Origin of the sequence: Micromonospora chokoriensis, assembly GCF_000718555.1 — a bacterium.
GTDB classification, from domain to species: Bacteria; Actinomycetota; Actinomycetes; order Mycobacteriales; family Micromonosporaceae; genus Micromonospora; species Micromonospora chokoriensis_B.
This window is the reverse complement of sequence record NZ_JOAN01000004.1, coordinates 285,257-309,902: the sequence shown is the minus strand read 5'-3', so window position 1 is coordinate 309,902 and position 24,646 is coordinate 285,257. Positions and strand designations below refer to the sequence as shown.

Annotated in this window: 19 protein-coding genes and 2 tRNA genes; 13 read left to right on the top strand and 8 right to left on the bottom strand. The window is 68.7% G+C overall.

All coding sequences use genetic code 11. The annotated features are described in order from the left end of the window. Window positions 1-956: non-reducing end alpha-L-arabinofuranosidase family hydrolase (locus IF46_RS0108905; protein ID WP_036391481.1), on the bottom strand; the 956-nt coding region annotated here is incomplete at its 3' end. A 402-nt stretch (window positions 957-1,358) separates the two neighbouring features. After that, on the bottom strand, window positions 1,359-2,918 hold the full coding sequence (locus IF46_RS32365; RefSeq protein WP_036391420.1) for a serine/threonine protein kinase: 1,560 nt from the start codon (window positions 2,916-2,918) through the stop codon (window positions 1,359-1,361). Window positions 2,919-3,200: 282 nt separating this feature from the next. Here IF46_RS32365 and IF46_RS0108895 point away from each other — a divergent pair, with 282 nt between their 5' ends. The 10 genes from IF46_RS0108895 (at window position 3,201) to IF46_RS0108850 (ending at window position 14,552) form a co-directional block, all read left to right on the top strand. Continuing rightward, complete coding sequence (locus IF46_RS0108895) at window positions 3,201-4,136, top strand: polyphosphate polymerase domain-containing protein (protein ID WP_030487814.1); 936 nt, start codon at window positions 3,201-3,203, stop codon at window positions 4,134-4,136. Between the two features lie 5 nt (window positions 4,137-4,141). After that, entirely contained in the window at window positions 4,142-4,819 is a 678-nt protein-coding gene (locus IF46_RS0108890) for a DUF4956 domain-containing protein (RefSeq protein ID WP_030487813.1), read from the top strand. Then, complete coding sequence (locus IF46_RS0108885) at window positions 4,819-6,453, top strand: CotH kinase family protein (protein ID WP_051723763.1); 1,635 nt, start codon at window positions 4,819-4,821, stop codon at window positions 6,451-6,453. The genes IF46_RS0108890 and IF46_RS0108885 overlap by 1 nt, the downstream gene beginning before the upstream one ends. A gap of 877 nt (window positions 6,454-7,330) precedes the next feature. Next, the gene (locus IF46_RS0108880; protein ID WP_030487811.1) at window positions 7,331-8,665 is read left to right on the top strand and encodes an efflux RND transporter periplasmic adaptor subunit; all 1,335 of its coding nucleotides are present in this window, start codon (window positions 7,331-7,333) and stop codon (window positions 8,663-8,665) included. 29 nt (window positions 8,666-8,694) lie between these two features. Then, entirely contained in the window at window positions 8,695-9,399 is a 705-nt protein-coding gene (locus IF46_RS0108875; RefSeq protein ID WP_030487810.1) for a response regulator transcription factor, read from the top strand. 2 nt (window positions 9,400-9,401) lie between these two features. Next, complete coding sequence (locus IF46_RS0108870) at window positions 9,402-10,892, top strand: sensor histidine kinase (RefSeq protein ID WP_051723762.1); 1,491 nt, start codon at window positions 9,402-9,404, stop codon at window positions 10,890-10,892. A 41-nt stretch (window positions 10,893-10,933) separates the two neighbouring features. Then, window positions 10,934-12,184: an efflux RND transporter periplasmic adaptor subunit gene (locus tag IF46_RS0108865; protein ID WP_084597827.1), complete on the top strand. Its 1,251-nt coding sequence runs from the start codon at window positions 10,934-10,936 to the stop codon at window positions 12,182-12,184. Continuing rightward, window positions 12,181-12,876: an ABC transporter ATP-binding protein gene (locus IF46_RS0108860; protein ID WP_030487807.1), complete on the top strand. Its 696-nt coding sequence runs from the start codon at window positions 12,181-12,183 to the stop codon at window positions 12,874-12,876. The genes IF46_RS0108865 and IF46_RS0108860 overlap by 4 nt, the downstream gene beginning before the upstream one ends. Further along, window positions 12,873-14,063 carry an ABC transporter permease gene (locus IF46_RS0108855; protein WP_030487806.1) on the top strand — a complete coding sequence of 397 codons (1,191 nt, stop codon included), beginning with the start codon at window positions 12,873-12,875 and terminating at the stop codon, window positions 14,061-14,063. The genes IF46_RS0108860 and IF46_RS0108855 overlap by 4 nt, the downstream gene beginning before the upstream one ends. Before the next feature lie 15 nt (window positions 14,064-14,078). Continuing rightward, complete coding sequence (locus tag IF46_RS0108850; protein ID WP_030487805.1) at window positions 14,079-14,552, top strand: hypothetical protein; 474 nt, start codon at window positions 14,079-14,081, stop codon at window positions 14,550-14,552. A 56-nt stretch (window positions 14,553-14,608) separates the two neighbouring features. Here IF46_RS0108850 and IF46_RS0108845 read toward each other — a convergent pair whose 3' ends face one another. After that, window positions 14,609-15,721 (bottom strand): ricin-type beta-trefoil lectin domain protein, encoded by a 1,113-nt coding sequence (locus IF46_RS0108845; RefSeq protein WP_030487804.1) that lies wholly within the window; start codon window positions 15,719-15,721, stop codon window positions 14,609-14,611. Window positions 15,722-16,091: 370 nt separating this feature from the next. On the opposite strand from IF46_RS0108845, the gene IF46_RS0108840 reads away from it, so the two are divergent. Next, window positions 16,092-17,615, top strand: coding sequence for a hypothetical protein (locus tag IF46_RS0108840; RefSeq protein WP_157562747.1), 1,524 nt, complete (start codon window positions 16,092-16,094; stop codon window positions 17,613-17,615). 104 nt (window positions 17,616-17,719) lie between these two features. Here the strand turns inward: IF46_RS0108840 and IF46_RS0108835 are convergent, their stop codons facing one another. The 3 genes from IF46_RS0108835 to IF46_RS0108825 all read right to left on the bottom strand — a co-directional run bounded on the left by IF46_RS0108835 (window position 17,720) and on the right by IF46_RS0108825 (window position 19,387). Further along, window positions 17,720-18,001, bottom strand: coding sequence for an SCO0607 family lipoprotein (locus IF46_RS0108835; protein WP_030487802.1), 282 nt, complete (start codon window positions 17,999-18,001; stop codon window positions 17,720-17,722). A 1,184-nt stretch (window positions 18,002-19,185) separates the two neighbouring features. Next, window positions 19,186-19,261 (bottom strand) — tRNA-Arg (locus IF46_RS0108830). Window positions 19,262-19,296: 35 nt separating this feature from the next. Beyond that, a tRNA-Ser gene (locus IF46_RS0108825) sits at window positions 19,297-19,387 on the bottom strand. A 240-nt stretch (window positions 19,388-19,627) separates the two neighbouring features. Between IF46_RS0108825 and IF46_RS33670 the strand changes: the two genes are divergently transcribed. Next, entirely contained in the window at window positions 19,628-20,833 is a 1,206-nt protein-coding gene (locus IF46_RS33670) for a hypothetical protein (protein WP_232233973.1), read from the top strand. Window positions 20,834-20,837: 4 nt separating this feature from the next. Here IF46_RS33670 and IF46_RS0108815 read toward each other — a convergent pair whose 3' ends face one another. Then, window positions 20,838-21,608: a CPBP family intramembrane glutamic endopeptidase gene (locus IF46_RS0108815; protein WP_030487800.1), complete on the bottom strand. Its 771-nt coding sequence runs from the start codon at window positions 21,606-21,608 to the stop codon at window positions 20,838-20,840. Between the two features lie 144 nt (window positions 21,609-21,752). On the opposite strand from IF46_RS0108815, the gene IF46_RS0108810 reads away from it, so the two are divergent. Further along, entirely contained in the window at window positions 21,753-22,868 is a 1,116-nt protein-coding gene (locus tag IF46_RS0108810) for a globin domain-containing protein (RefSeq protein WP_030487799.1), read from the top strand. A 68-nt stretch (window positions 22,869-22,936) separates the two neighbouring features. Here the strand turns inward: IF46_RS0108810 and IF46_RS0108805 are convergent, their stop codons facing one another. Beyond that, complete coding sequence (locus IF46_RS0108805) at window positions 22,937-24,454, bottom strand: peptide deformylase (protein ID WP_030487798.1); 1,518 nt, start codon at window positions 24,452-24,454, stop codon at window positions 22,937-22,939. Between the last annotated feature and the right edge of the window lie 192 nt (window positions 24,455-24,646).

The window sequence follows — 24,646 nt, the reverse complement described above, 5'->3', positions numbered from 1 at the left end:
TCGGTCGAGGTCCGGTAGGAGAACGCCGGCCCACCCCACTGGTAGGCGAGCACCCAGATGTTGCGCGGCGCGAAGTAGAACAACGACGGCGCGACGGTCCCCGAGTTCATCGCGTTCTGACTGGCCGAGCCCATCTGTGAGTAGTTCGAGAAGAGCCCGAAGTTCATCGACCCCCACGACGAGCCGAAGTCGTGGGTAGTCGCGTACACCAGCTGCTGGCCGTTGTACGGGGCGACAGTGAAGTCCTTCAGCGACACCCACCCAGACCTTGGGTTCGCCAACACGCCCGTCGACGACCACCGGTACGTCGACGGAAGGTCACACGTTCCGCCCGGCGGCGGCGTCGTCGGCGGCGGGGTGGTGGGGTTGCCCCCGCCATCGACGCGGACGAACTGCCACTGCTGGTTGGCGCCGCCCCAGTCGTCGTACTGCACGATGTTTCCACCGTCGGCGGTCGAGGCCCCCTGCACCTCCACCGCCTTGTTGCTGTTCCGGTTGATCAACCGGACGTAGCCGCTGTCCGAGTCGGCCAACCGGAACTGCTGGTTCGTGCCGTTGTTGTCGCTCCACTGCACGATGCTGGTGCCGTTGGCGGTCGAGAAGCCGGAGACGTCCAGCACCTTGCTGGACAGCCGCGACTTCACCCGGTAATAGCCACCACCGGAATCGACGAACTGCCACTGCTGCTGGTTGCCGTTGTTGCGGGCCCACTGCGTGATCCGGGCACCGTCATTCGTAGCCAGGTTGTACACGTCCAAGGCCTTGCCGCTGTTGCGGTTGACCAACACGTACCACGCGCTCGTGTCGACCGTCGCCGCAGCGGCGGGTGTCGACACCACCGCTATGGCGGCACCACCAACCATCACCGCCGCCGCGCTGGCGGCGAGAACGCGGGGCAACCACCAACGCCGCCGCGACGGCGATGCAATCGATGAAGACCTATCGAGGGCAGACATGATCCTCCTCCAGTGACCAAGAGCCGAACGGCCTGCCCGAAGATGGGCGCACCGCGACGCGTGGCCGAGCACAGGCGTCGGACCGTTAGCGTTAACAAGACGCCTGGCATGCCCTAGCGCACGCCTGATTCGAGATCGACGAGGCAGGGCTTGCCCGGAAAGCCAAGGTGTCGTCGTCCCTTAGGCATCGACTGTGAGCGATAACATGGCGTTCGTCAAGACGTAACGTGCTGGGAACATCCGGCTGGCAGCGGCCGCAGATCTTGACGTAAAACGCTTTCCACCGACTTCCCGCAGGCACCGCCCCAGATCCCGGCGTAGACCGCAGCCGGGCCCTTGAGGAGGTGCCGCGAGCGCGTTAACATCGATGGTTGCCCATCGCCCGTGGCTGCGACGCCAGAGTCAGACCGCGCCTCGGTCGACCAGGCTGAACGTGGTGTCGATCGGAGCGTCACCGAGAAACTCGACGTAGATTTCCCTCTTGGTGGGGCTCCACTGCACCACGCCGTGTTCGTCGTTGACGATGGCGTAGGAGGTGCGCCCCTTGTCGTCCTTGCCCTCGCGGGACAACCCGAACAGAGTTGCCTTGGTCGGCCGACAGTCGGTTCCCACAAGCGACCCGTACCCCTCCGAATCGACCTTGACGCCGAGGCACGGTCGGTGGGCGATGTCCGGGTTCACGGATTTGATCATGTAATCGACACCGATGGGTTCAAGCACGAAAAGCGCATCCTTGCCGGTTCCGTTGCCGACCTCGACCTCGCCGTAAGACGGCAGCGACAGGTCGCGGTCGATCTCCACCAAGTGCACCAGGATTCGCCGCTGACCGGCGAGGATGGCCCGGGTCGGGTCCACGCTGGCCGATGGTGACGCGGTCGGCTTACCCGATGTGGACGCGGACGCGGTGACCGCCGGCCCGCTCGGTGCCGGGCTGCCGGTCGCCGTCGAGCCGGCCGGGTCAGGTTTGGACTGGCGATCCAGCAGTTTCGGGCCGAACAGGAAGGCCGGCACCAACACCGCGATCATCGCGGCGGTCGCCGCCAACGCGGTGAGCCAGCGGCGCCGGCGCGAGCCTGCGCGACCAGCCGTGGCCAGACTCGGCGACCCGTCCAGGAGTTGGGCCTGCCCGCCAGAACCCCCGGAATGCGCTGCGGCCAACAACCCGTCGAGCAACTCCCGGGCGGTGGGCCGGGCAGCGGGATCCTTCTCCAACGCCCGGGAGACCAACTCCCGCAACGGCCCGCCGAGCCCGGTCAGGTCCGGCGGTTGGGTGAGGATGCGCATCGCGATGGCGGTAGCGGAGTCGCCCCCGAACGGATTGCGGCCGGTCGCGGCGTGCGCGACCAGGGCACCCCAGGCGAAGATGTCCGCGGCTGGGCCCACCGGACGGCCGGACTCCGTGTCGAACCGCTCCGGAGCCATGTACGAGACAGTCCCGACCATCTGGTTGGTCCGGGTGTGTTGGCTCGTCGCCTCGAACGCTCGGGCGATGCCGAAGTCGATGACCTTGATCCCGCCCGGCGCGACCAGGACGTTCGCCGGCTTCAGGTCGCGGTGGATCACCCCAGCGCCGTGGATGGCGGTGAGCGCGGTGGCCACCCCGACCGCGATGCTGTGCAGTCGCGCCGCCCCCAGCGGCCCCTGTTCCCGGACTACCTGGGCCAAACTGGGGCCCTCGACGTACTCGACCACCAGGTACGGCGGGTCATGGTCCGGGTCGGCGTCCAGGACCTCGGCTGTGCAGAACGGTGGAACCTCGCGAGCGCGGTTCACCTCACTACGGAACCGACCTCGGAACTCCTCGTCATGCGAGAGCTCCGCACGGACGACCTTGACCGCCACCCGCCGGCCTTGCGGCGAGCGGGCCAGGAAGACACTGCCCATGCCCCCGTCGCCGAGTCGGTCGAGCACCTCGTACCCACCGAGGCGTGCCGGGTCACCCGGACGCAAGCCCCCGCTCACGCCAGAGGTCCGCAGACTGCGACCACCGCGCGAACCGTTCCGCCTATCACCCGTTCCCCTTAGGTCACTCGGACGCCGGCCGCAGCCTATCGCCCGACCACCGAAGGCCGTCTATGCCGTCCACGAATGGGCTTCGACCTGAGCGTCCGGGCCGGGAAGTTCGCTCGTCAACCCGTCGTACACCCGGCGTTCACTTCCAGTTCTTACGTGGTTCAAAGGCCGCTTTGAGGTTCACCTGGTTACGTCCCCTTCGTCCCAACCGTGATCAGATGGGCTACGAGGATGCGACTGCCGTTCCGACGACGTGCCGTGCCGCCGGACCGCCCCGGTGGCGATGAACCGCCAGACTCCAACCGTTCGAAACCCTCCGGCAACCAGGCCCCCGGCCGGAGCGACGATCACGTCGGTCATGCGCTGCGGGCACCGAGCAGGCTGCACGCCTTCAATCGCTACGAGATCAAGTATCTGATGCCGAGCACGGCCGTACCCGTGCTGCGTAGGGCACTCGCCAACCGGCTCGACACCGACAGTCACGGTGTCGGCGGCGGCTACGGCGTCTGGAGCGTCTACTACGACACCCGCGACCTTCGGTTCTACTGGGAGAAGATCGAGGGCTTGCGATTTCGACGCAAGTTGCGGGTGCGGCACTACGGCGACCGGTCGACCGTCAACGACGACAGCACGGTGTTCGTCGAGATCAAGCAGCGGGTGAACCGGGTTACTCAGAAGCGCCGAGTCGCGTTGCCGTACCACCTCGCTCGCGACCTGTGCGACCGCCGGGAGATGGTCGCCCACGAGCCGGGCCAGCGGGCGTTCCTCGAGGAGGTCCTGGATCTGCTCTGTCGGCTGGACCTGCGCCCGGTAGCGATGACTGGCTATCAGCGGGAGGCGTTCGTCGGTCGCGGCGCAGAGGCCGGTCTCCGGGTCACCGTCGACCAGCGGGTTCGTGGCCGCGACCGCGACTTCCACCTCGGCGCCGACGCCGAAAACCGGCTCATCGTTCCGCCTCGACTCGCGGTCGTGGAGCTGAAGGCGAACGAGCGGGTCCCGTACTGGCTCACCGACCTCGCGGCCGAGCTGGACATGTCGGTGGTGCGGATTTCGAAGTACTGCCAGAGCGTCGAGGCGTTCGGCCGCGTACCCCGATCGATTTTCCATGTTTCCGATGACGACCCCGCCGGTGCCCCCGTGCCGGCTGCTGCCCGAAGTGAGGCCTGACCCCCATGCCATTCGACGTCCAGGACCTGTCCGGCACGTTCAGCGTCGGCGACATCGCGATCGCGCTGTCGCTGTCGTTCGTGCTCAGCGCCATGATCGGCTGGGTCTACCGATTCACCCACCGCAACGTCTCCTACAGCCAGTCCTACGTGCAGACCCTCGTCATCCTCGGCATGCTCATCGCGCTGATCATGCTGGTGGTCGGGTCGAACATCGCCCGCGCGTTCGCCCTCGTCGGGGCGCTGTCCGTGGTGCGGTTCCGCAACGCCATCAAGGAGACCCGCGACGTCGGCTTCATCTTCCTGGTGATGGGTGTCGGCATGGCCGCCGGCACCAGGTTCTACACCCTGGCGATCGTCGCCGCCGTGGCGATCAGTCTCATCATCCTGGTGATGTACCGATTCAACTGGTTCGCCTCCAGCATCCAGCGGCAGGTGGTGAAGGTTCAGGTTCCGCCGGACGGCGACTACACCGCGAACATCCAGGACATCCTCATCGCACACACGAGTGAGTTCGAGCTGGTCAGCATGGAGTCGATCCGCGGTGGCGCCCTGACCGAGATGATGTACACCGTCCGGCTCAAGAAGGGCCACGGACCTGGCGACCTCATCGCGGCCCTCGGCGAGCGGACCGGCGGGCAGCGGGTGACCGTGCTGACCGGCTACGACCAGACGGACCTGTGATGGCACCACCATCACCACCGTCGGCGGCACCCCCGCCCGCTGCCGTACGGCGGCGGCTGGCGCACCGGATTCCGGTGCGGGTGCGCCACTACTGGAAGCTGCTTGCCGCCTGCGCGGTGTTCATCGTCGTCTGCGCGGTGGTGTTCAGCACCGTGCGGGTCACGCCCCTGGTGACCAGCAGCGCCACCTCCGCGGATCAGGTCACCCAGAACATCGCCGGGACGACGGACCTGTTCGACGCCACCGTGGCGCACCGGATCACGGTGACCTTCCACGACGAGGGCTACCAGCGGCTGCTCGACGAATTCTGGGAGGACAACGAGAAGAGCTTCCTTGAGGCCGACCTGACGGTCGACGGCACGCGCATTCCCAGCGTCGGTATCCGGTTGAAGGGCAACTCCACCCTCGCCGGGCTGACCCGTAACGGCGAAGCCCGGCAGCGGGGATTCGGTCCTGGTGGTCCCGCAGGTGGTGTGCCAGCGGGTGCGCCGGAAGGCATGGCGCGGGGCGGCGCGGGGCCGGGCGGGTTCGCCCGGGCGTCGCTGAAGGCCGAGGAGCCGGAGAGCCTGCCGTGGCTGATCCGCTTCGACGAGTTCGTCGAGGGCCGCCGCTATCAGGGCCACCGCGAGGTCGCCGTGCGGGTCGCCGGCATGGGTGGCGGCTCCACGGTCCTCAACGAGGCGGTGTCGCTACACGTGTTGGCCGCCGCCGCCGAGCCCGCCCAGCGGTACGCGTACTCCAGTTTCACCGTCAACGACCGGCCCACCACCGCCCGTCTCATCGTCGAGCACCCGGACGACGGCTTCGCCGACACGCTGGGCGGCGATGGTGTGCTGTACAAGAGCTTGGCCACCGGGCAGTTCACCGACCAGGGCGACGACCCGACCAGCTACGCCGACGACTTCAAGCAGATCACGATGAAGGGCAGCCAGGACCTCCAGCCCGTCATCAACCTGATCAGGTGGGTCAACACCAGCAGCAACGCGGACTTCGACGCCCACCTGGACGACCACGTCGACGTGCAGGCCCTCGCCCGCTACTTGGCCGTGCAGAACCTGCTGCTCAACTTCGACGACATGGCCGGGCCCGGCCGCAACTACTACCTGTGGTACGACCTGGGCACCAAGAAGTTCACAGTCGTCGGCTGGGACTACAACCTCACCCTCACCGGCGACGCTACCCAGGGCCCGCACGACCCAAGTCGAATGGGCGGCCGTTTCCCGCCGGGGGGAGGCGCCCTACCCGAGGGGATGCAGCTACCGGAGGGGATGCAGCTACCGGAGGGCATGCAGCTGCCCGAGGGCATGCAGCCACCGGAGGGCATGCCGCGTCCGGGTGGCGACGCCGCCGGTGCGCAGGGTCGGCCGAACGGCCTCGGCGGCAACAAGCTCAAGGAACGCTTCCTCGCCAGCGCCGCCTTCAAGCCGGTGTACGAGAACGCGTACCGCGAGCTCTATCGCAAGTTCTACGCGGACGGCACCGCGTCGAACGCCGTCGAGACCATCACCAAGGTCCTGTCCACGGTCACGGGGTACGACCAGCAGAAGACTGCTGCGGACGTCGAACAACTGAAGACCCTCGTCCGGCAACGCACCGAGCACCTCGCCACCGACAGCGTCATCACCAGCGGGTGACGCGGTAGTCGGGCGACGAGACGCAGAACTCTGTGGGCGGCGGTGTGCGATGGAGGCACACCGCCGCCCGCTGCTTCCGTCGACTTTCGCCCTACGGCGTGGCAGTGGCGCTGGGGCGGAGCACGTCGCACGCCTGCACGGCCTCTGCGACCTTGGGATCGGTTGTTGCCGGGTTGGCCCGAAGATCGACACCTCGGTCGGCGAGACAGTTGCGGTAGGCGGTATCGGCCTCACGGTTGCCGCCTCCCGGGCCGCCGGGGCCATTGCCTCCCGGACCGCCGGTGGGCCGCTGTGACGCGCAGGCCTCCTGTGCCATCTGCCAGGTCGCGTCGTCCACCCCTTGGGGGCGGAAGCCATCCATCCGTCCGCCGCCGGGCCCGCCGGAAGGGAACCCACTGGGACGCCCGGACGGGAACCCGCCAGGGCCGCCGGAGGGGAACCCACTGGGACGCCCGGACGGGAAGCCGGTGGGACGCCCCGAAGGGAGCGTGTTCGAGATGTCGATGCCCTGGTCGCGCAGACAGCCGAGATATGCCGAAGCCCCCTCCGGCGCACCGGTGGGGGCCTGGCCGGGGTCGCTGGACCCACCCTCGCCATCCGAGCCGCAACCGGCCACCATGAGCAGCGCCGCCGACCCGGCGGCCAACGCCAGGGTCCATCGCGTGCGGGTCGACTGTCGCGTACGCAGAGACACAGGTCCTCCATCCTCATCGTGCCGCCGGGGTCGGGGAACGTGCCGCGGCACACCGGCCCATGCAACCGCCACTACCTCCGGGCAAGGTCAGACCAAGCTCAAAGAAGCCTTCGAATCGACTCTGAGGGAACTCCGAGCTGCGGCTGAGCCATCTGCGAGGTAAGCCACCGATACTCGCCGCTTATGGGCTTCCTCCGAAGAAGATGGCGTGGCTACGGCAGGCTCGCCGGGTGCGGTCTCGCCGCGCTGGTCGTGCTCGGCGTCGCGGCGGTCGTGTGGACGTCGCACCAGGGAGAGCCGGCCCGGTCAGGCAACACCAGCACCGCGCGGATCGACCGGGGCGAGGTCGTCACGGCTGTCGCGACGACCGGATCGCTTGAGCCCGCGCAGACCCGCACGCTCGGCTTCGCCGCCAACGGCAAAGTGACGGCGGTCAACGTACGCCCCGGTGATCAGGTGAAGACCGGTCAGGTGCTCGCCGAGATCGACGCCACCGACGCCAAGGAACGGGTGGCGGACACGCGGCAGGCACTTGAGGACGCGGAGGGGTCGCTCGACGAGGCGGAGAAGACGACCGGCTCCAGGGCCGGTACCTGCCCCGTCGCCCGAATCGGGCAGGCGGTCCCGGTTGTTCTGATCGTCAATGGCAGCGCGACGCCGTCGCCTTCCACGTCCCCGTCGCCCTCGGTGACGCCGTCGGTGACACCGAGCGGCCAACCATCGCCGACGCCGACGCGATCGGTTCAACCGCCCGCGAGCCAGCCGCCGCGCTCCGGCGGCGGCCAGAACCCGGGCGGTGGCCAGGCGCCCGGCGGTCAGAACCCAGGCGGCGGTCAGGCACCGGGCGGTCAGCTGCCCGGCGGCGGCGGGGATGCCGGGTGTTCCGGTCAGCGGGCCGGAGATCCTGTGTTAGCCGCGCAGCAGCGGGTGACAAGTGCCGAGGTCGCGTTGGCCGAGGCGGAGGACCAGCTTGCTGGCACCAAGATCAAGGCGCCGATCGGCGGAAAGGTGCTCACGGTGGCCGGCGCGGTGGGTGCCGACGTCGGCACCGGAGGCACCTTCGTCACCCTCTCCGACGTGGCGGGCATGCAGGTGGCGGCTGATGTTCCGGAGGCGTACGCGGGCCGTCTGGAGTTGGGTCAGAACGCGACGGTCACGCTCGCCAATCGGCCGAACGAGGAGTTCGCCGCCCGGGTCGTGCGGATCGACCCGGTGGGCATCGCCGATGGGAACCTGGTGCGCTATGGCGTCGTACTCGCTTTCGAGGAGGTCCCGGCGGAGCTTCTCGTGGGTCAGAGCGCGAACGTCCGGGTGCGGACCGGCGAGATCGCCGGCGTGTTGCGGGCACCGTCGGCAGCGGTACGCGCCGATGGCACGGTCGTGGTCAGGACGGCCACCGGTAACCAGGTCCGCGCCGTCGGCGTCGGGCTGCGCGGCGACCAGTACACGGAGATCACCAGCGGGCTCATCGAAGGCGACGAGATCGTCACAGCAGGTGCAAAGGCTGGTCCTAGCTGACTCCGAGGTAGCTCCGATAGAAGAATGACGTGGCTGAACGGTTGACCCGAGTGCTCGTCGTCGACGACGAACCCAATATCTGTGCCCTGCTGTCGGCGACGCTGCGGCTCATCGAGTTCGAGGTGCGTGTCGCCGGCGGCGGACACGAGGCGTTGGCAGCCGCAGTCGACTTCGAGCCCGACCTGGTGGTGCTCGACGTGATGATGCCCGACCTCGACGGCTTCCAGGTCGCGCAGCGCCTGCGCTCCGGGCCGGGGCCGCACGTGCCGGTGCTGTTCCTGACCGCACGCGACGCCGTCGAGGACCGCATCTCCGGCCTGACCGTCGGTGCCGACGACTACGTCACCAAGCCGTTCAGTCTGGAGGAGGTCGTCCTCCGCATCCGGGCGATCCTGCGCCGCAGCCGCATCGAGCCAGACGGCGACACCGCCATCCTGCGCTACGCCGATGTCGAGCTCGACGAGGAGGCGCACGAGGTACGCCGCGGCGGCCGGCTGGTCGATCTGTCGCCCACCGAGTTCAACCTGCTCCGCTATCTGCTGGTCAACGCGGGCCGGGTGGTGAGCAAGGCGCAGATCCTGGACCGGGTCTGGAACTACGACTTCGGTGGCGACGGTCGAATCGTCGAGTCGTACGTCTACTACCTCCGGAAGAAGATCGACCGCTGGGAACCGCCGTTGATCCACACGGTCCGGGGTGTGGGTTACGCGCTGCGCCGGCCCCCGGGGGAATGAGAATGGCCAGGTGGCGGCACTGGACGCTACGGTCCCGCCTCGTCGTCGCCGTGGCCGCGCTGAGCGCGGTCGCCCTGGTCGTCTCCAACGCGGCTGGCATCGTGCTGCTGCGTCAATACCTCACCGACCAGATCGACAACCAGCTCGCCGGGATGCGCCACATCGCGGCCCGCCCGTTGCCGCCCGATCAGACCGGCGACAATCCGTTTCCCCGTGGCCGCTTCGACCTGTACCGCACAGTTCTGTTCTTCGACTCCACTGGCCGCCAGTTGCCGTCCCCGTCGCCCGACGAGATCTCACCACCTGAGGTGGAGGGGATCGCCGCATTACGCGACAAGGCCGACGACGGGCCGTACACCGTCGAATCCATCGATGGTGGGGACCGTTGGCGGATCACGGTGGTCACCCAACCCGACGGTGGTCTAGCCGTCCCCGCCATCTCGCTTCGCCAGGTCGAGGCCACGGCAGACTTGCTGCTCGCCATCGACCTGGTCGTAATGATCGTGGTGTTGTTCCTGCTCGCGTTGGTCGCCGCAGCGGTAGTCCGGATCGGCCTGCGCCCGCTGATCCGGATGGAGAGCACCTCCACCGCCATCACCGCAGGCGACCTGACCCACCGGGTGGACGACGCCGACCCGCACACCGAGTCGGGCCGGCTGGGCATCGCACTGAACTCGATGCTCGACCGGATCGAGTCGGAAGTCGCCGCCAGGACCGCATCCGAGCAGCGGCTCCGGCAGTTCGTCGCGGACGCGTCGCACGAGCTGCGCACCCCGCTCACCTCGATCCGCGGCTTCGCCGAGCTGTACCGGCGCGGCGGCGCTCCGCCCGGGCGGCTGCTGGACGAGACGATGTCCCGCATCGAGTCGGAGGCCGCCCGGATGGGGCTGTTGGTTGAAGACATGCTGCTACTGGCCCGGCTGGACCGCCAGCGAGAGCCGCAGCGGCGGCCGGTCGACCTGCTGGCGATCGCCGCCGACACGATCCGCGACGCCCACGCCCGCCGCCCCGACCGTCGGGTCCAGTTGGCCAACTTCGGCGGCGACCAGTCCGCCTTCGATCCGGTGACGGTGCTCGGCGACGAGCATGGTCTCCGCCAGGTCGCGACGAATCTGGTCGCCAACGCGCTGCAACACACGCCGCCGAACGCGCAGATCACCGTTCGGGTCGGTCGGCTGGCGACGTACCGGCCCCGTCGACACATTGCCGCCATGGTCGGCGAGGAGCCACCACGTCGTACGCCGATCGCGGTTCTCGAGGTCGCCGACGACGGCCCGGGCCTACCCCCGCAACACGCCGGACGCGTCTTCGAACGGCTCTACCGGGCCGATCCGAGCCGAGCGCGAAGCAATGGCGGCTCCGGGCTCGGCCTGTCGATCGTCGCGGCGATTGTGAGCGGCCACGGCGGCCGAGTCGAGCTGGAGACGAGCCCGGACCAGGGAGCCTCGTTCCGGGTACTGCTGCCGACCGGTTCCCAGTCAGCTTTGAGCTAGCGCAGGGCTTACTCCGAGCCGCCTCCGCCAAGCTGTCGCGCATGCGCCACACCCTCCCGAGACTGGGTAGGCCGTCGTTCTCGCGACTGCGGACGTCGCCAGCCCTGCTCGTCAACCTCGTACTCGCCTTGGCGGTGGCCGGCGGGGCCACCTGGGCGTACACGTCATTCAGCACCGCGAAGGCCGCCGAGCCAGGCTCCGGCGGCAGCCGCACAATCGCCGCAGCCCAGGGCACGGTCACCGCGACGGTCTCCTCCTCGGGCACCGTACGCAGCGCCTCGACGGCGAGTGCCACGTTCGGCACCTCCGGCACAGTCACCGCGATCAAGGTGCAGGTCGGCGACAAGGTGACCAAGGGGCAGGTCCTGGCGACAGTCGACGACAAGGCTTCGCAGCGACAGCTCACCGCCGCGCGGAGCAACCTCGACGCCGCCGAGGCCGCACTCGACCGAGCCCAGGACGCCGACAGCGACACCTCCGAGGCGGAGGCTCAGGTCGACGAGGCCAAACTGAACGTCGACGAGGCCGAGGACGCCGTCGCCGGCACCACGCTCAAGGCGCCGATGGCCGGCACGGTGACCGCCGTCAACGGCACGGTCGGCGGGTCGGCCTCCGGAACCGCCAGCAGCGGCGGCAACGCTTCGAGCAGCGGTGGCAACGCGCCGGGCGGCGCTGCCCGCAGCGGCGACACGGGGACCGGGTCGTCGTCCGCGAGTTTCATCGAAATCGCCAACCTGAGCCGGCTGGAAGTCGCTGCCTCGGTCGCCGAGGCGGACGCCACGAAGCTCAAGTCCGGCCAGACCGGCACCGTCACCTGGAACGCGCTACCCAGCGCACGGTCGACGGCCAAGCTCGCCGCCATCGACCCCAACGCGACGACGGAGAACAGCGTCGTGACCTACGGGGTCACGTTCACCCTCGACGACCTGCCCGAGGGAGTACGCGCTGGTCAAAGCGTCAACGTATCGGTCACTGTCGGTCAGGCCGACATGGTCGTCTACGTCAACTCGGCGGCCGTCACCAGCGCGGGCAACCGCCACACCGTCACCGTGTTGGACAACGGCCAACGGGTCGTCCGCTCGGTGGAAGTCGGCCTCAAGGGCGACAGTACGACCGAGATCAAGTCGGGGCTCGCCGTCGGAGAGCAGGTGCTGATCACCATGCCGAGCGACTCCAACCAGGGGACGCGGCCGGGCGGCGGTTTCCCCGGCGGCGGGGCAGGCCCCGGCGGCGGAGGGTTCCCCGGCGGTGGCGGAGTCCCCGGCGGCGGCCGTCCCGGAGGTGGCCGGTGACCGTCCTCGACGTACGCACCGTCACCAAGGTGTACGGCCAGGGCGCCGCCACCGTCCACGCGCTGCGCGGAGTGTCACTGAGCGTCGCACGGGGCGAGTACCTGGCGATCATGGGTTCGTCCGGCTCCGGCAAGTCCACCCTGATGAACATCCTGGGCTGCCTCGACATCCCGACGGCAGGTCAGTACCTGCTCGACGGCGTCGACGTGAGCCGGCTCAACGATCGCCAACTCGCACTTGTGCGCAACCGCCGGATCGGCTTCGTCTTCCAGTCGTTCAACCTGATCCCCCGCACGTCCGCGGTGGCCAACGTCGAGCTTCCCCTGGCGTACGCCGGAATCAAGGCAGGCGAGCGCCGCCGGCGGGCACGCAACGCGCTGGACATGGTCGGCCTCGCCAAGCGCGGCGACCACGAGCCCAACCAGCTCTCCGGTGGCCAGCAGCAGCGCGTCGCGGTGGCCCGGGCGCTGGTCACCGAGCCGGCCCTGGTGCTGGCCGACGAGCCGACCGGCAACCTCGACAGCCGGTCTACCGAAGACATCCTCGGCATCTTCGACGACCTGCACGCCGCCGGCCGGACCATCCTGCTGATCACCCACGAGGAGGACGTCGCCGCCCGCGCCAGCCGACTGATCCGGCTCGTCGACGGTCAGATCGTCACCGACGTACGGCAGCAGCGGGTGCCGGCATGAGCGCCTTCGAGGTGTTGCGTTTCGCCGTACGCGGGATCGGCGCCAACAAACTCCGCTCCAGTCTCACCATGCTCGGCATCCTGATTGGCGTCGCGGCCGTGATCCTGCTGATCGCCGTGGGCAACGGCTCTGCCCGCCAGGTCGCCGACCGGATCGAGGCGCTGGGCACCAAGACCCTGACCGTGCAGGGCGTCGGCGGCAGTGGCGTCCTCACCCCGGCGTTGGCCGAGGCGCTCGACGACCCGGTCCTCGCACCCGACGTCGCGTCGGTGTCACCCGTCACCAGCACCCAGGCGACCTTGACCTACCAGGGCACCGACCATTCCGTGCAACAACTTGTCGGTAGTTCCCCGAGCTACTTCGCCGCCTCGAACTCGCCGGTCGGCACCGGCGCGGCGTTCACCGCCGACGACGTCGCGCAGGGCCGCCCGGTCGTGGTGATCGGGCGGACCGTCGCCGACGAGTTGTTCCCGGGCGTCGAGGCGGTCGGAAAGGAGGTCACCGTCAACGGGGCCCTGTTCACCGTCATCGGTGTGCTGGACGAGAAGAGCAGCGCCTCCGGCTTCATGGACGCCAACGACGTCGCGATCGCACCACTCACCGCGGTCCAGCAGGCACTCACCGGCTACGGGCCGCTCAACTCGATCGTGGTCGAGGCCCGGAGCCCGGAGAAGGTGACCGACGCACAGTCACAGGTCTCCCTGATCCTGTCCCAGCGAATCCCGGCATCCACCGCCTCGAACTCCCAGCCGTACCGCATCCAGAACGCCTCTCAGCTGCTGCAGACGCAGACCGAGACGGCCGACACGTTCACCACTCTCCTCGGCGCCGTCGCCGGTATCAGCCTGCTGGTGGGCGGCATCGGCATCACCAACATCATGCTCGTCACGGTCACCGAACGCACCCGCGAGATCGGTATCCGCAAGGCCCTCGGCGCACCACGCCGGGTAATCCTCACCCAGTTCCTGGCCGAGGCCACGATGTTGAGCCTGCTGGGCGGCGGGCTGGGCGTCGCTGCCGCGTTCATCGGCAGCAACTTCACAATCGTCGGCGTACGGCCGGTCATTGTGCCCAGCTCGATCGCCCTCGCCCTGTGCGTGTCGGTCGCGATCGGGCTCTTCTTCGGCAGCGTGCCCGCCCACCGCGCAGCCGGCCTGCGTCCCATTGACGCCCTTCGCTACGAGTAATCCCGGGAGATCGTTGTGACCGCATCCACACTCGACGTCGAGCTGGCTGCCGCGGCTAACCGCCGCTGGTGGAACAAGACGACGATGGCCCTCGCTGCGGCGCTCCTCCTCGTCGGCGGCGTGGTAGCCGGGATCGAGGTGCAGAAGGAGTTCGGCACACAGAGTGCCGCTACCGGACCGGGCGGGTTCCGGGGCCAGGGCGGCTTCACCCCACCCACGGCCTTTCCGGGCGGTGGCGCAGTCGCCGGCGGCACCCAGGGCAGAGCACAGCGCGCCAACACCACCGGCACCGTGAAGCTGGTCGACGGCAGCACGGTCTATCTGCAGACAGAGTCGGGTGAGGTGATCACGATCCGCACCAACGGCGACACGTCCGTGCAGGTCCCCGGCCAATTGAAGAGCTTCAAGGCTGGCGACAAGGTCAGCGTGGCCGGCGACACCGACGCGAACGGCTCGGTGACCGCGTCGTCGGTCACGAAGACCAACTGAGCAGACGACGGTGGCCGGATCATCCGTGATCCGGCCACCTGGTGCGAGCGCACGAGCTATCGGCGGCTCCACTGCTGGTTGGTCTGGCCTGTGCAGGTCCAGAGAACCAGCTTCGTGCCGTTACCGGTGCCCACGTTGTAGGGGTCCAGGCAGAGGCCGGACTGCACCCCGGTGATGGTGCCGTTGGCGTTGACGTTCCACTGCTGGTTCGTTCCGCCGTGGCAGTCGTAGATGGTGACCTGGGTGCCCGGGGTCGTGCCGTAGCCGGCGGCGTCGAGGCACTTGTTGCCGTACACGGTCAGGGTCTTGCTGCTCGTGTAGGTCCACTGCTGGTTGGTGCGGCCGTGGCAGTCCCACAGGTGCACCTGGGTGCCGTTCGTCGTGGACGAGCCGGGGACGTCGACGCAGCGGCCGGACAAGGCGCCCACGATCGCGCTGGTCTGTCCGGTGCCGCTGCCCGGGTCGCCGATGCTGCCGGGCACGGACTGCAACGCGCTGTACCAACGGGCAGCCATCTTGTCGTAGCCGCCGGACGTGGGGTGGATGCCGTCGATCAGGTCGGCGGTGGTGAGGGCGCTGTGCATGTCGACCAGGCGGACCCGCTTACCGGCGTTCACCTTGCTCTGCACGATGCCGGGGATCGCCGCGTTGAAGGTGCGTACGGCCGTCTCCTGGTTGCTGTTGGAGAGCGGAATGAGCTGCGCGACGAACACCTCCGCGGTGGGAGCGGTGGCGGTGATCCGGTCGATCAGGGTGGAGAGCCGGTTCGGCGCGGTGCTCACGTTGTAGTTCTGCAGGATGTCGTTGGTGCCGATGTGCAGCAGGACGGTCTGCGGCCGTTGGGTGTTCAGCCAGCCGACGATGTTCGCGTCGATCTGGTCGATGCGCCAGCCAGGATGCCCCTGGTGGTCGTGGTCACCCAGGCTGGCTGGCCCGTTGAACTGCGACCCGACGAAGTCCACCGTGTACCGACCGTTGACGAGGCGCTGCCAGAGCCCAATGCGGTAGCCGCCCGGCACCTGGGTGCCCTCGGTGATGGAGTCACCGAGAGGCATCACCCGCACCCCGCCGTTGGATTCCGCGTTGGCCGGGCCGGTCGAGGTCAACACCCCGGCGAGGACCACACCGAGAGCGGCGGTCGCCGCGAGCCATCTTGCCCTCGTACGCATAGATTTCTCCCCTGCAGTGGTAGTGCTGACCGAGGAGTCAGGCCGTCGGTACCGCCAGATCGGCATGACGATGCCGTCGCAGCACTGGGACGGGTTTGTTAACGTTAACAGCGATTCCTGTAAATTCTTGTCGCCAATCTGGCCCACGTCAAGCGCCAGCCCACACGAAGCTGGCGCTGCGGATGGGGCTGAGGGTGCCGCCGGGACGCCAGTGACCCGTACGCCGAATGTAGGCTTTTTTCGCATAAGGCCGTTTGATGTGAGGATCGCTCGACTACGTTCACCCTTGGTGACAATATCCGATTTGTTGCCTTCTGCACCGAGTGTGACGTGCGGAGACATGGTGTACGGAGAAGGGCTAGGTAGCTCGATGTCCAACTATCTACACCCGAACATCGGCGAAGCTGCGGCAGATCAGTCCCACCGGCCGAAGAGGCGGCGGGCGCGCTGGCTGGTCGCCGGGGTGGCCGGCCTGACCGGAGTGGCAGCTCTGGCCGCCTTCACGCCGACGGGGGTGAGCGGCAGCGGCCTGTCGAACGCCGGAACGCAGGCCCTCGCCGACGGCAGCCGGGACAGCGGCGACGACCACCGAGGCCAGGACCCGGGCGGCCGCGACGGCAAGGACCACAAGAAGGACGACGACCACCGGGGCGACGACTTCCGGTCCGTACCCTGCAACGCGGACGAACTGATCGCGGCGATCGTCCGCGCGAACGCCGACTCCGGGGCGAAGCTCCGGCTCGCCGAGAAGTGCACCTACACGCTCAACAGGTCCGCACCCCAGCCGCCGGTGCCCTTCGGCGCGGTCGGCCTGCCGATCATCACCCAGCACGTCGTGATCGACGCAAACGGATCCACAATCGTCCGCGCGGCCAACGCCACACCGTTCCGGATCCTGGAGGTCGGGGCTGGCGGCGACCTGACGCTTCGCGACGCCACCATCAAGGGCGGCCAGGCCGATGGCGGGATCGGCGCCGGCGGGGGTGGCATCCGGATCGACATCGGCGGCAGGGCCACCATCGAGAACACCAACGTGGTCTACAACCACACCAACGGCCCGGGGGGCGGTATCGCCAACTTCGGCGTCACGAGGATTCTCGGCAAGAGCGACAAGGGCAAGGACAAGGACAAGGACTGGCACGGGGACGGCGGCAGCAACATCAGCAACAACAGCGCCCTGTTCGACGGTGGAGGCATCCACAACAACGGCAACCTCACCGTGGAGAACACCCGACTGAGTTACAACAACACCATCGGGGTCTTCAACATCACGCCCATCGGCGGTGCGGGTGGCGGGCTGTCCAACAGCAGCGTGGCCGTCCTCGACAAGGTCCACCTGGACAACAACACCGCGGGCTTCCGCGGCGGTGGCATCCGCGGCGGCATCAACTCCACCACCGAGGCCAGGAACATCGAAGTCAACGACAACCGGGCCGGCAGCGAGGGCGGCGGAATCTTCTCCGACGGCGTCTTCCACCTCAAGCACGGCAAGGTCCACCACAACGAAGCCGGCCAACGCGGCGGCGGCGTCTACAACCAGATCGGCCAGTTCGTGGCCGAGGAGACCCGGATCAGCGAGAACATCGCCAGCACGAACAGCACCATCGAACACGGCGGTGGCGTCTACAACGGCAGCGGCACCGTCGTACTGCGGCGCAGCCACGTCGACCGGAACCGGGCCATCGGCTCAAGCTCGCAGGGCGGCGGCATCTACAACAACGCCACGCTCACCCTCACCGAAACCAAGGTCACCGACAACATCTCCATCCTGGCGCCCGGTGGAATCTTCAACGATGGCGGCCAGGTCACCGTGGACCAGAAGTCGGCAATCACCGGCAACCGGCCCACCAACTGCGTACCCAGCTCACCCGCTGTGCCCAACTGCTTCGGCTGATCATCTGATCGGCTCGGCAGTCGGCTCGGCTCGTAGAAGTAGGGGCATCCGGTCCCGCACAGGTTCGGTCGCGAAGATCGAACCTGCGGCGGGACCGGATGCCGTCAGGTCTCGACGATGTTGTTGTTCTCGTCGATACCGTGGCTGCGCCAGTAGACGTCCCACTCGTCGTCGACGTGCTGCGGGACCTTGCCCTCCGGGTAGCGGACGTACGGCGGGGTCGGCTCCTGCCCGTCCGGGAAGCAGGCGCTGCCGCCCTGCGCACCCACCGCAATCGCCGGATACTCACCGCTAGCGCAGATGCTCTCCCGGTACGAGCAACCGGTGGTAGCCATCAGCCCACCCAGGCCGACCGCAGCCAGGGCGATCATTATTCGCGTTCGCATGGGACCAGATTCTGGTCGCCCCGGCCGTGCCTGCCATCCGCACGCGTACTCATCTCGCGCCGAGAATATGTTGCTACTCGCTGCGCGGACACGAACCGGTCCCGGCGGAACCTCGCAGCATCCGGCTCGTAGTCGGTGCAGCTCATGATCACGACTCGGCCTGACTGAACCTGCATATACCCCTCGACTACCTGGTCGTAGTCGGCGATTTCTTCGCCCATGCAGAGTTCCAATTCCAATCTCACAACCGCTCGTCCACCCAGGAAGTATCGCCAGCTCTGTCCGGAACTCCGAACAGTCGTCGAACAGAGCCCTGGTCAAGGCTTCCACCTGCTCGAACAAGAGCGAACTGTCCGGGACACGTTCGGCGGTTGACCTGCCCGCCTCGACGCCATCAAGCTTGTGCCGACCCAGCGTTTTGCCGGCGTCGATTTCGATTAGGGCTATCGTCACCCATGCATGGATCTGTATTGCACGGTAGGCGCTTGACCTTCGTCTGCGAATTGGAAGGGTGAAAGTGATGCGGCGTAGAATCGCTCAGGCCATGGCGCTAACGGTCACGGCAGTCGGCTTGTCCGTGGTCGGCTACTCGACACCGGCGATGGCATTGCCATGTGGTGTCAGTGGCCCGGACGTCGACGACAGCTCCTACGGAAAGAATTTCCTGCGAAGCGTTTCTCTTCGCAATGGGCCGGACTGGTCTTGCGACGTTATCGGAACTGCCACGACCGCCAACCTGGTTGACTACCACTGCTTCGTAATTGGACAAACTGGAACCTGGACCTACCTGCGAACGGCGACGGACAGGTACGGCTGGGTCTGGGACGATTACCTGCAGAACAACGGTTCTCAGGTGCACTGCAGCAACGGTTAGGGCCTGCATCGGAGTCGGCGGTGAGGCACGGCCCCGGCGCCGTTGCGCCTTGAGGTGCCCTGTCCAGGTCGAGGACGGACAGCGCTGAGGTTGTGGGACGAACGCAACCTCTGATGACCTTTCGGGCGCCTGTGCCAGAAGCTTGTTGGCTGAACTCCGGCGAGACCCCGGCTCGGCACCATGACGATCACCAGGCAACTGCGGAGGGTAGTGGAGCGGACGTGACGCCGGCGTGACAACGAGCGTCCACCCTCCGGTCACACAGCGAGAGGGCCTGACCTGCGTTTCCGCAGGTCAGGCCCTCTCGATCTGGTGCGCCCGAAGGGACTCGAACCCCTAACCTTCTGATCCGTAGTCAGATGCTCTATCCATTGAGCTACGGGCGCTTGTGCTCAGCCAGTGTACACACCCGGCTTTCGCGCGGAGACTCCGGGATTCGAACCCGGGAGGGGCTTTAAGACCCCAACCGCATTAGCAGTGCGGCGCCATAGACCAGACTAGGCGAAGTCTCCCTTGGTGATCCTCGGACCACCGCGCCCGAGGATACAGGCCATCACCCACCGGGAGCAAAACGACTTCCGGGGGTACGCCAACCAGGTCGGTTCGCCCCCGTGTTTCCACGCTGTGCGGCGGCGTGATCGGGACTACGCTCCATCGATATGCAGGAGCAGCCGCCCAGCGAGTCGACCCGTCGAGAGCCTGCGGAAAGAGCGCGTCAACGCTCCCCACGGGCCACCTTCAGGCCGCCGACCGTGGCCGAGGAGCCCACCGAGACGGTGGAGCCCGCTGCTCCGGCAGCACCGCCGGCGAGCCAACGCCCTCGACGGGCCAAGGCCGCCCCAACGGTGCTCTTCCAGCCGCCGGAGCCAGACCGCCCGCTGCCAAGGCAGCCCTTGAGCGCACCGGCCGACATGATCAGCGACGCGAGCCCGCACCCAGAGCCGCCGAAGGCCCGGAGCACCCCCGTTCGCAAGGCTGCCCCCCGGAAGGCAGCCGGGACGTCCGCCGAGGTGATCCCGACCACACCGAGGTCCAGCAAGCGCGCCACGAGCCCCACCAGCGCCGCAGACCCGACCAAGGCCACCGGACCCAAGGCTGCGACCCCAACCGAGGCCGCAGGCCCCACCAGAGCCGCGAGCCCCACCAAGCGCGCGGCCACCCCGCGCAAGAGCACCACGCCGACAAGGCCCGCCCCCGAGCCCGTGGCCGAGCCGCAGACGACAACCGCCGAGCAACAGACGACAACCGCCGAGCCGCAGACAGAAGCCACCGAGCAACAGACGGCACCCGTCGTACCGCAGGCTGCGGCCACTCTGGGGCGTACCCAGGAATTGGAGCTGCGCGCGGTCGCCGCGCGCGTGCTCGACCACCCGGGCTTCGCGCCGGAGCTGTTGGCTCTGGCTGCGGTGCGGACGCTCGGGCCCGGCGCGGCCACCTGGGCCACGCGGTTGCGTGCCCGGTATCCGGACGCGTCGGCGGACGGCCTGGCCCGGTTGGCGACCCGGCGGTTCGTCCGCGCGGCGGGGGCGGGCGGGGCGACCGCTGCGCTGGCTGGTTTCTTCGCGCCGCTGGCCGAGTTGGCCGCGGTGCTGTGGACGCATTCGGAGTTGGTGCTGCACCTGGCCGCCGCGTACGGCAAGGATCCGACGCATCCCGATCGAGCCGTCGACCTGCTGGTGCTGACCCAGGTGCACCCGGATCGGGCGAGCGCGGCGGTGGCCCTGGCAGCCGCGGAGGCGGCAGGGGAGCCGGTCGAGGGGGCGTGGCCGCGGGCGGCGGAGGCCGCGTGGCGTCTGGCCGCGCCGCTCACCGCGCAGGCCGGCGGTTGGGTGGCGTTGCGGCTGGTGGCCCGGTTGCTGCCGGGGGCGGCGGTGCTCGCGGCGGCGTTGGGTGACGCGGCGGCGGCCGATCGGCTCGCGGCCCGAGCGGTGGCCGTCTACCGACCCGGCGCGCGCTGACCGGTCAGAGCCAGTCGAACCACTCTCGGGGCAGCAGCGCGTAGCCGACGAAGGCGAACACGTCGAGCAGGGTGTGCGCGATGACCAGTGGCATCACCCGTCGGGTGCGCAGGTAGAAGAAGCTGAAGATGACGCCCATGATCGCGTTGCCGACGAATGCGCCGAAGCCCTGGTAGAGGTGGTACGAGCCGCGCAGCAGCGCGCTGGCCGCGATGATCGCGGCGACCCGCCACTGGAGTTGGCGCAGCCGGGTGACCAGGTAGCCGACCACGATCACCTCCTCCAGGACGGCGTTCTGCACGGCGGCGAGGATCAGCACCGGGACCGCCCACCAGACCGACGGCAGCGCGGCCGGCACCAGCGTGGCGTTGAGGCCCAGGTGGGCCGCCGCCCAGAACAGCGCCAGCCCGGGAAGGCCGATCAGCGCGGCCAGGCCGGCCCCGCGCGCCAGGTCCTGGCCGGGCCGCCGGGCGTCCAGGCCGAGAGTCCGCGCCGGGTCGCCGGGGTCACGGCTGAGCAGGTGTACGGCGAGCAGCACCGGCAGCAGCGCGAACACGATGCCGAGCAGTTGGTACGTGAGGTCCAGCCAGGGTCGGGCCGAGGCCGAGGTGTTCAGCGAGGCGGTCTGCTTGGAGAGCGGACCGTCGGCGGTCAGCTTCGCGATGATCGAGACCACCGCGTAGACAGCGGACTGGCCGAGCGAGAGGCCCAGGACCAGCAGCGTCTCGGTGCCCAGTAGTCGGCGGGACACCGGGCGGGTCAGCTCAACGGTCACCGCACCACTCTGCCCGACGGGTGGCACCCGGGACACGGCCGACCGGCCAGCATGAGCCGATCGCACATTCTGTGCGACCAGTCGACACGCTCCGTGGAGATTCTATGGACGCCCAATCCGCTGCCGTCTGGAGAAGGAGCCCCCGTGGACAACCTCGCGCGGTTGCTGAAGGAGAGCTGGACCCTGGTCGAGGATGAGCGGGTCCGGCTGAGCGGTCACTTCTACGCTCGGCTGTTCCTGCTCGACCCCGCCCTGCGGCAGCTCTTCCCGGTGCAGATGACCGGCCAGGGTGACCGGCTACTCGAAGCGATCATCACGGCGATCCACACGGTCGACGACCCGGAGAGCTTCGACGAGTTCCTCCGGGCGCTGGGCCGGGACCACCGGAAGTACCACGTCGACGAGAAGCACTACGCCACGATGGGCGTCGCACTGCTCGACGCGCTGCGCAGCACCGCCGGCGACGGCTGGAACCTGGAGTACGACCAGGCGTGGCGGGAGGCGTACGCGGCGATCGCCGCCCTGATGGTGGCCGGTGCCGCCTCCGACGACGACCCGCCGTTCTGGCACGCCGAGGTGCTGACCCATGAGCGGCACGGCCCGGACACGGCCGTGCTGACCTGCCGGGCGTTGCAGCATCCGCTGCGCTGGCAGGCGGGGCAGTACGTGAGCCTGGAGGTGCCGCGCTACCACCCCCGGGTGTGGCGCAACTACTCGGTGGCGAACGCCCCGAACGACGACAACGTGCTGGAGTTCCACGTGCGGTCTCCGGGCGCTGGCTGGGTGTCCGGCGCGCTGGTGCGTCGGGTGCGGCCGGGTGACCTGCTCCGCCTGGCGGCGCCGATGGGGTCGATGACCCTGGACCGCGCCTCGGAACGGGACATCCTCTGCGTGGCCGGCGGCGTCGGCCTGGCACCGGTCAAGGCGCTGGTGGAGGAGTTGGCCAGCTACAACCGGACCCGGTGGGTGCACGTCTTCTACGGGGCCCGGCAGGCGGCGGACCTGTACGCCCTGGAGGGGTTGCAGGAGCTGGTGGCCGTACACCCGTGGTTGTCGGTCACCCCGGCGTGCAGCGAGGACCCGGACTTCGACGGCGAGCAGGGCGACATCGCGGACGTGGTGGCCCGGTACGGCCCCTGGACCACCCATGACTGCTTCGTCTCCGGCTCGGCCCGGATGGTCCGGTCGACCCTGCGGGTACTCGCCGCGGACGAGGTGCCGCCGCCGCACATCCGCTACGACACCTTCGGTGACCTCTAGACGTTCCTCCCCCCACACCGGTGCGCGTGCCCCTGCCCCCTGGGGCACGCGCACCGGCCCCTCGTTGGTCAGTAGCGCCAGGGGTGCCCGGTCTCGCGGTATTCCTCGACCGGCACCAGTGGCACGCCGGGTGCCATCCGGTCGACGTAGAGCCGGCCCTCCAGGTGGTCGATCTCGTGTGCGACCAGCCGGGCCATGCCGAACTCGAACGAGGTGATGAGCCGGCTGCCGTCCCACTGGGCGTGCTCCACGTCCAGTCGCAGCGGCCGGGGCACCAGACCTCGGTGGTCAAAGAAGGAGAGGCAGCCTTCGTACTGCTCGTCGGTGTCCGGGGCGGCGTCGACCACCCGGGGGTTGAGCAGCACGAGCGGCTCCGCTGACCGGTCGGGGGGCCGCACCACGGCCGCCGCGCGGTCGATGCCGAACTGTGGGGCGGCGACACCCACCCCCTTGCTGAACGGGTGCAACTCGTCGAGCCGGGCCAGGGCCATGGTGAGCCGGTCGACCACGTCCCGGGCGACCTGTTCCTCACCGGGCAGGTCGAACGGGCGGACGCGCTGGCGGAGCAGGTCGGCCCCGCGTTGCACGACGCCGAGGCCGCGCATCCGGTCGCTGGGTCGGACCCGGGTACCGCCGGAGCCGTTGTCTGGTTCGGTGTCCGGGCGGGTGCGGAAACGCCACTGCATCCGGTAGCGGGCGTTCAGTGGCGGGTCGTCGGTCTGCCAGTCGTAGATCGCCCGGTCACCCTCGTCGTGGCGCTGCGGCGCCGTCCGCAGCGGGCCCTCCTCCGCGCTGAGCGAGGTCTCTACGCCCCAGACCTGCGGGTCGAGAGCCGCGGGCAGGTCCAGTCGTACGGCGAGTTGCCGGGTGGGCAGCCGGACGGCCCGCTGGAACCAGGGGCCCCACTTTTCGTGCCCGACGCTGTACGTGTACTCGATGGTGGCCCGGTCACCCGGGTAGAGCGGGAAGCGCCGCTCGCCGTTCTCGAAGAGCAGCCAGATCTCCTTGAACGCGTCCCGATCGTGTTTCGCTCGCCAGTGCATCGGCTCCGGGTCGCCACCTGCGTCGTCTCGACGGGCCTGTATCTGCAGCTCGGCGAAGGTGAGGGGGTGCTCGCGGTGGTGCCGATTGGAGCGGCCGGGGTCGTTCGGGTAGCGGTCGACGGCGACCCGGACCAGGTAGCGGATGACCGGTTCGGTGCCGGCGTTGTACAACTCACGGCGGATGACGCACCGGTAGCCGTCGTCGGCGTGGGTGAGGGTGGCCAGTTCCCGTTCCACGACCAGGCCGGTGCTGGGTGGCAGCCACTGTCTGGACAGGTTCGGCTGACCCACCCGGGCGTGCCGCAGGTCGTCGTACTCCCGGAAGCGCTGCCAGATCGCGCCGCTGGCCTCCAGGACGGCCTCCGCGCGGCGGGCGAAGTCCTCGGTTGGGCGGTGTCGGCGCCCCTCGACGTGGCTCACGTAGGACGGGTCGAACCCCATCAGGACGGCCAGTTGTTTCTTGGACAGCCCGCGCCCGGTCCGATGTCGGGCTATCTCGGCCGCGAAGAAGTCGGCAGCCCGTTCGAGGGGTGAGGGCGTCATGAGCTTCCTCGGGGCCGGGGGATATAAGTTTCACGTTCTGCGCCCGAGCGCACACGCATCTGGCATCTTTTCGACACACCGCTTGACAGTCCACCGGCAGCCATCGATCCTGCGACGGCGTTTCCCCGCACTAACGCCGGGTAGTACGCGGAGCACGGAGCGCTGCTCCCGCCGAGAAGCCGGGTGACCTGG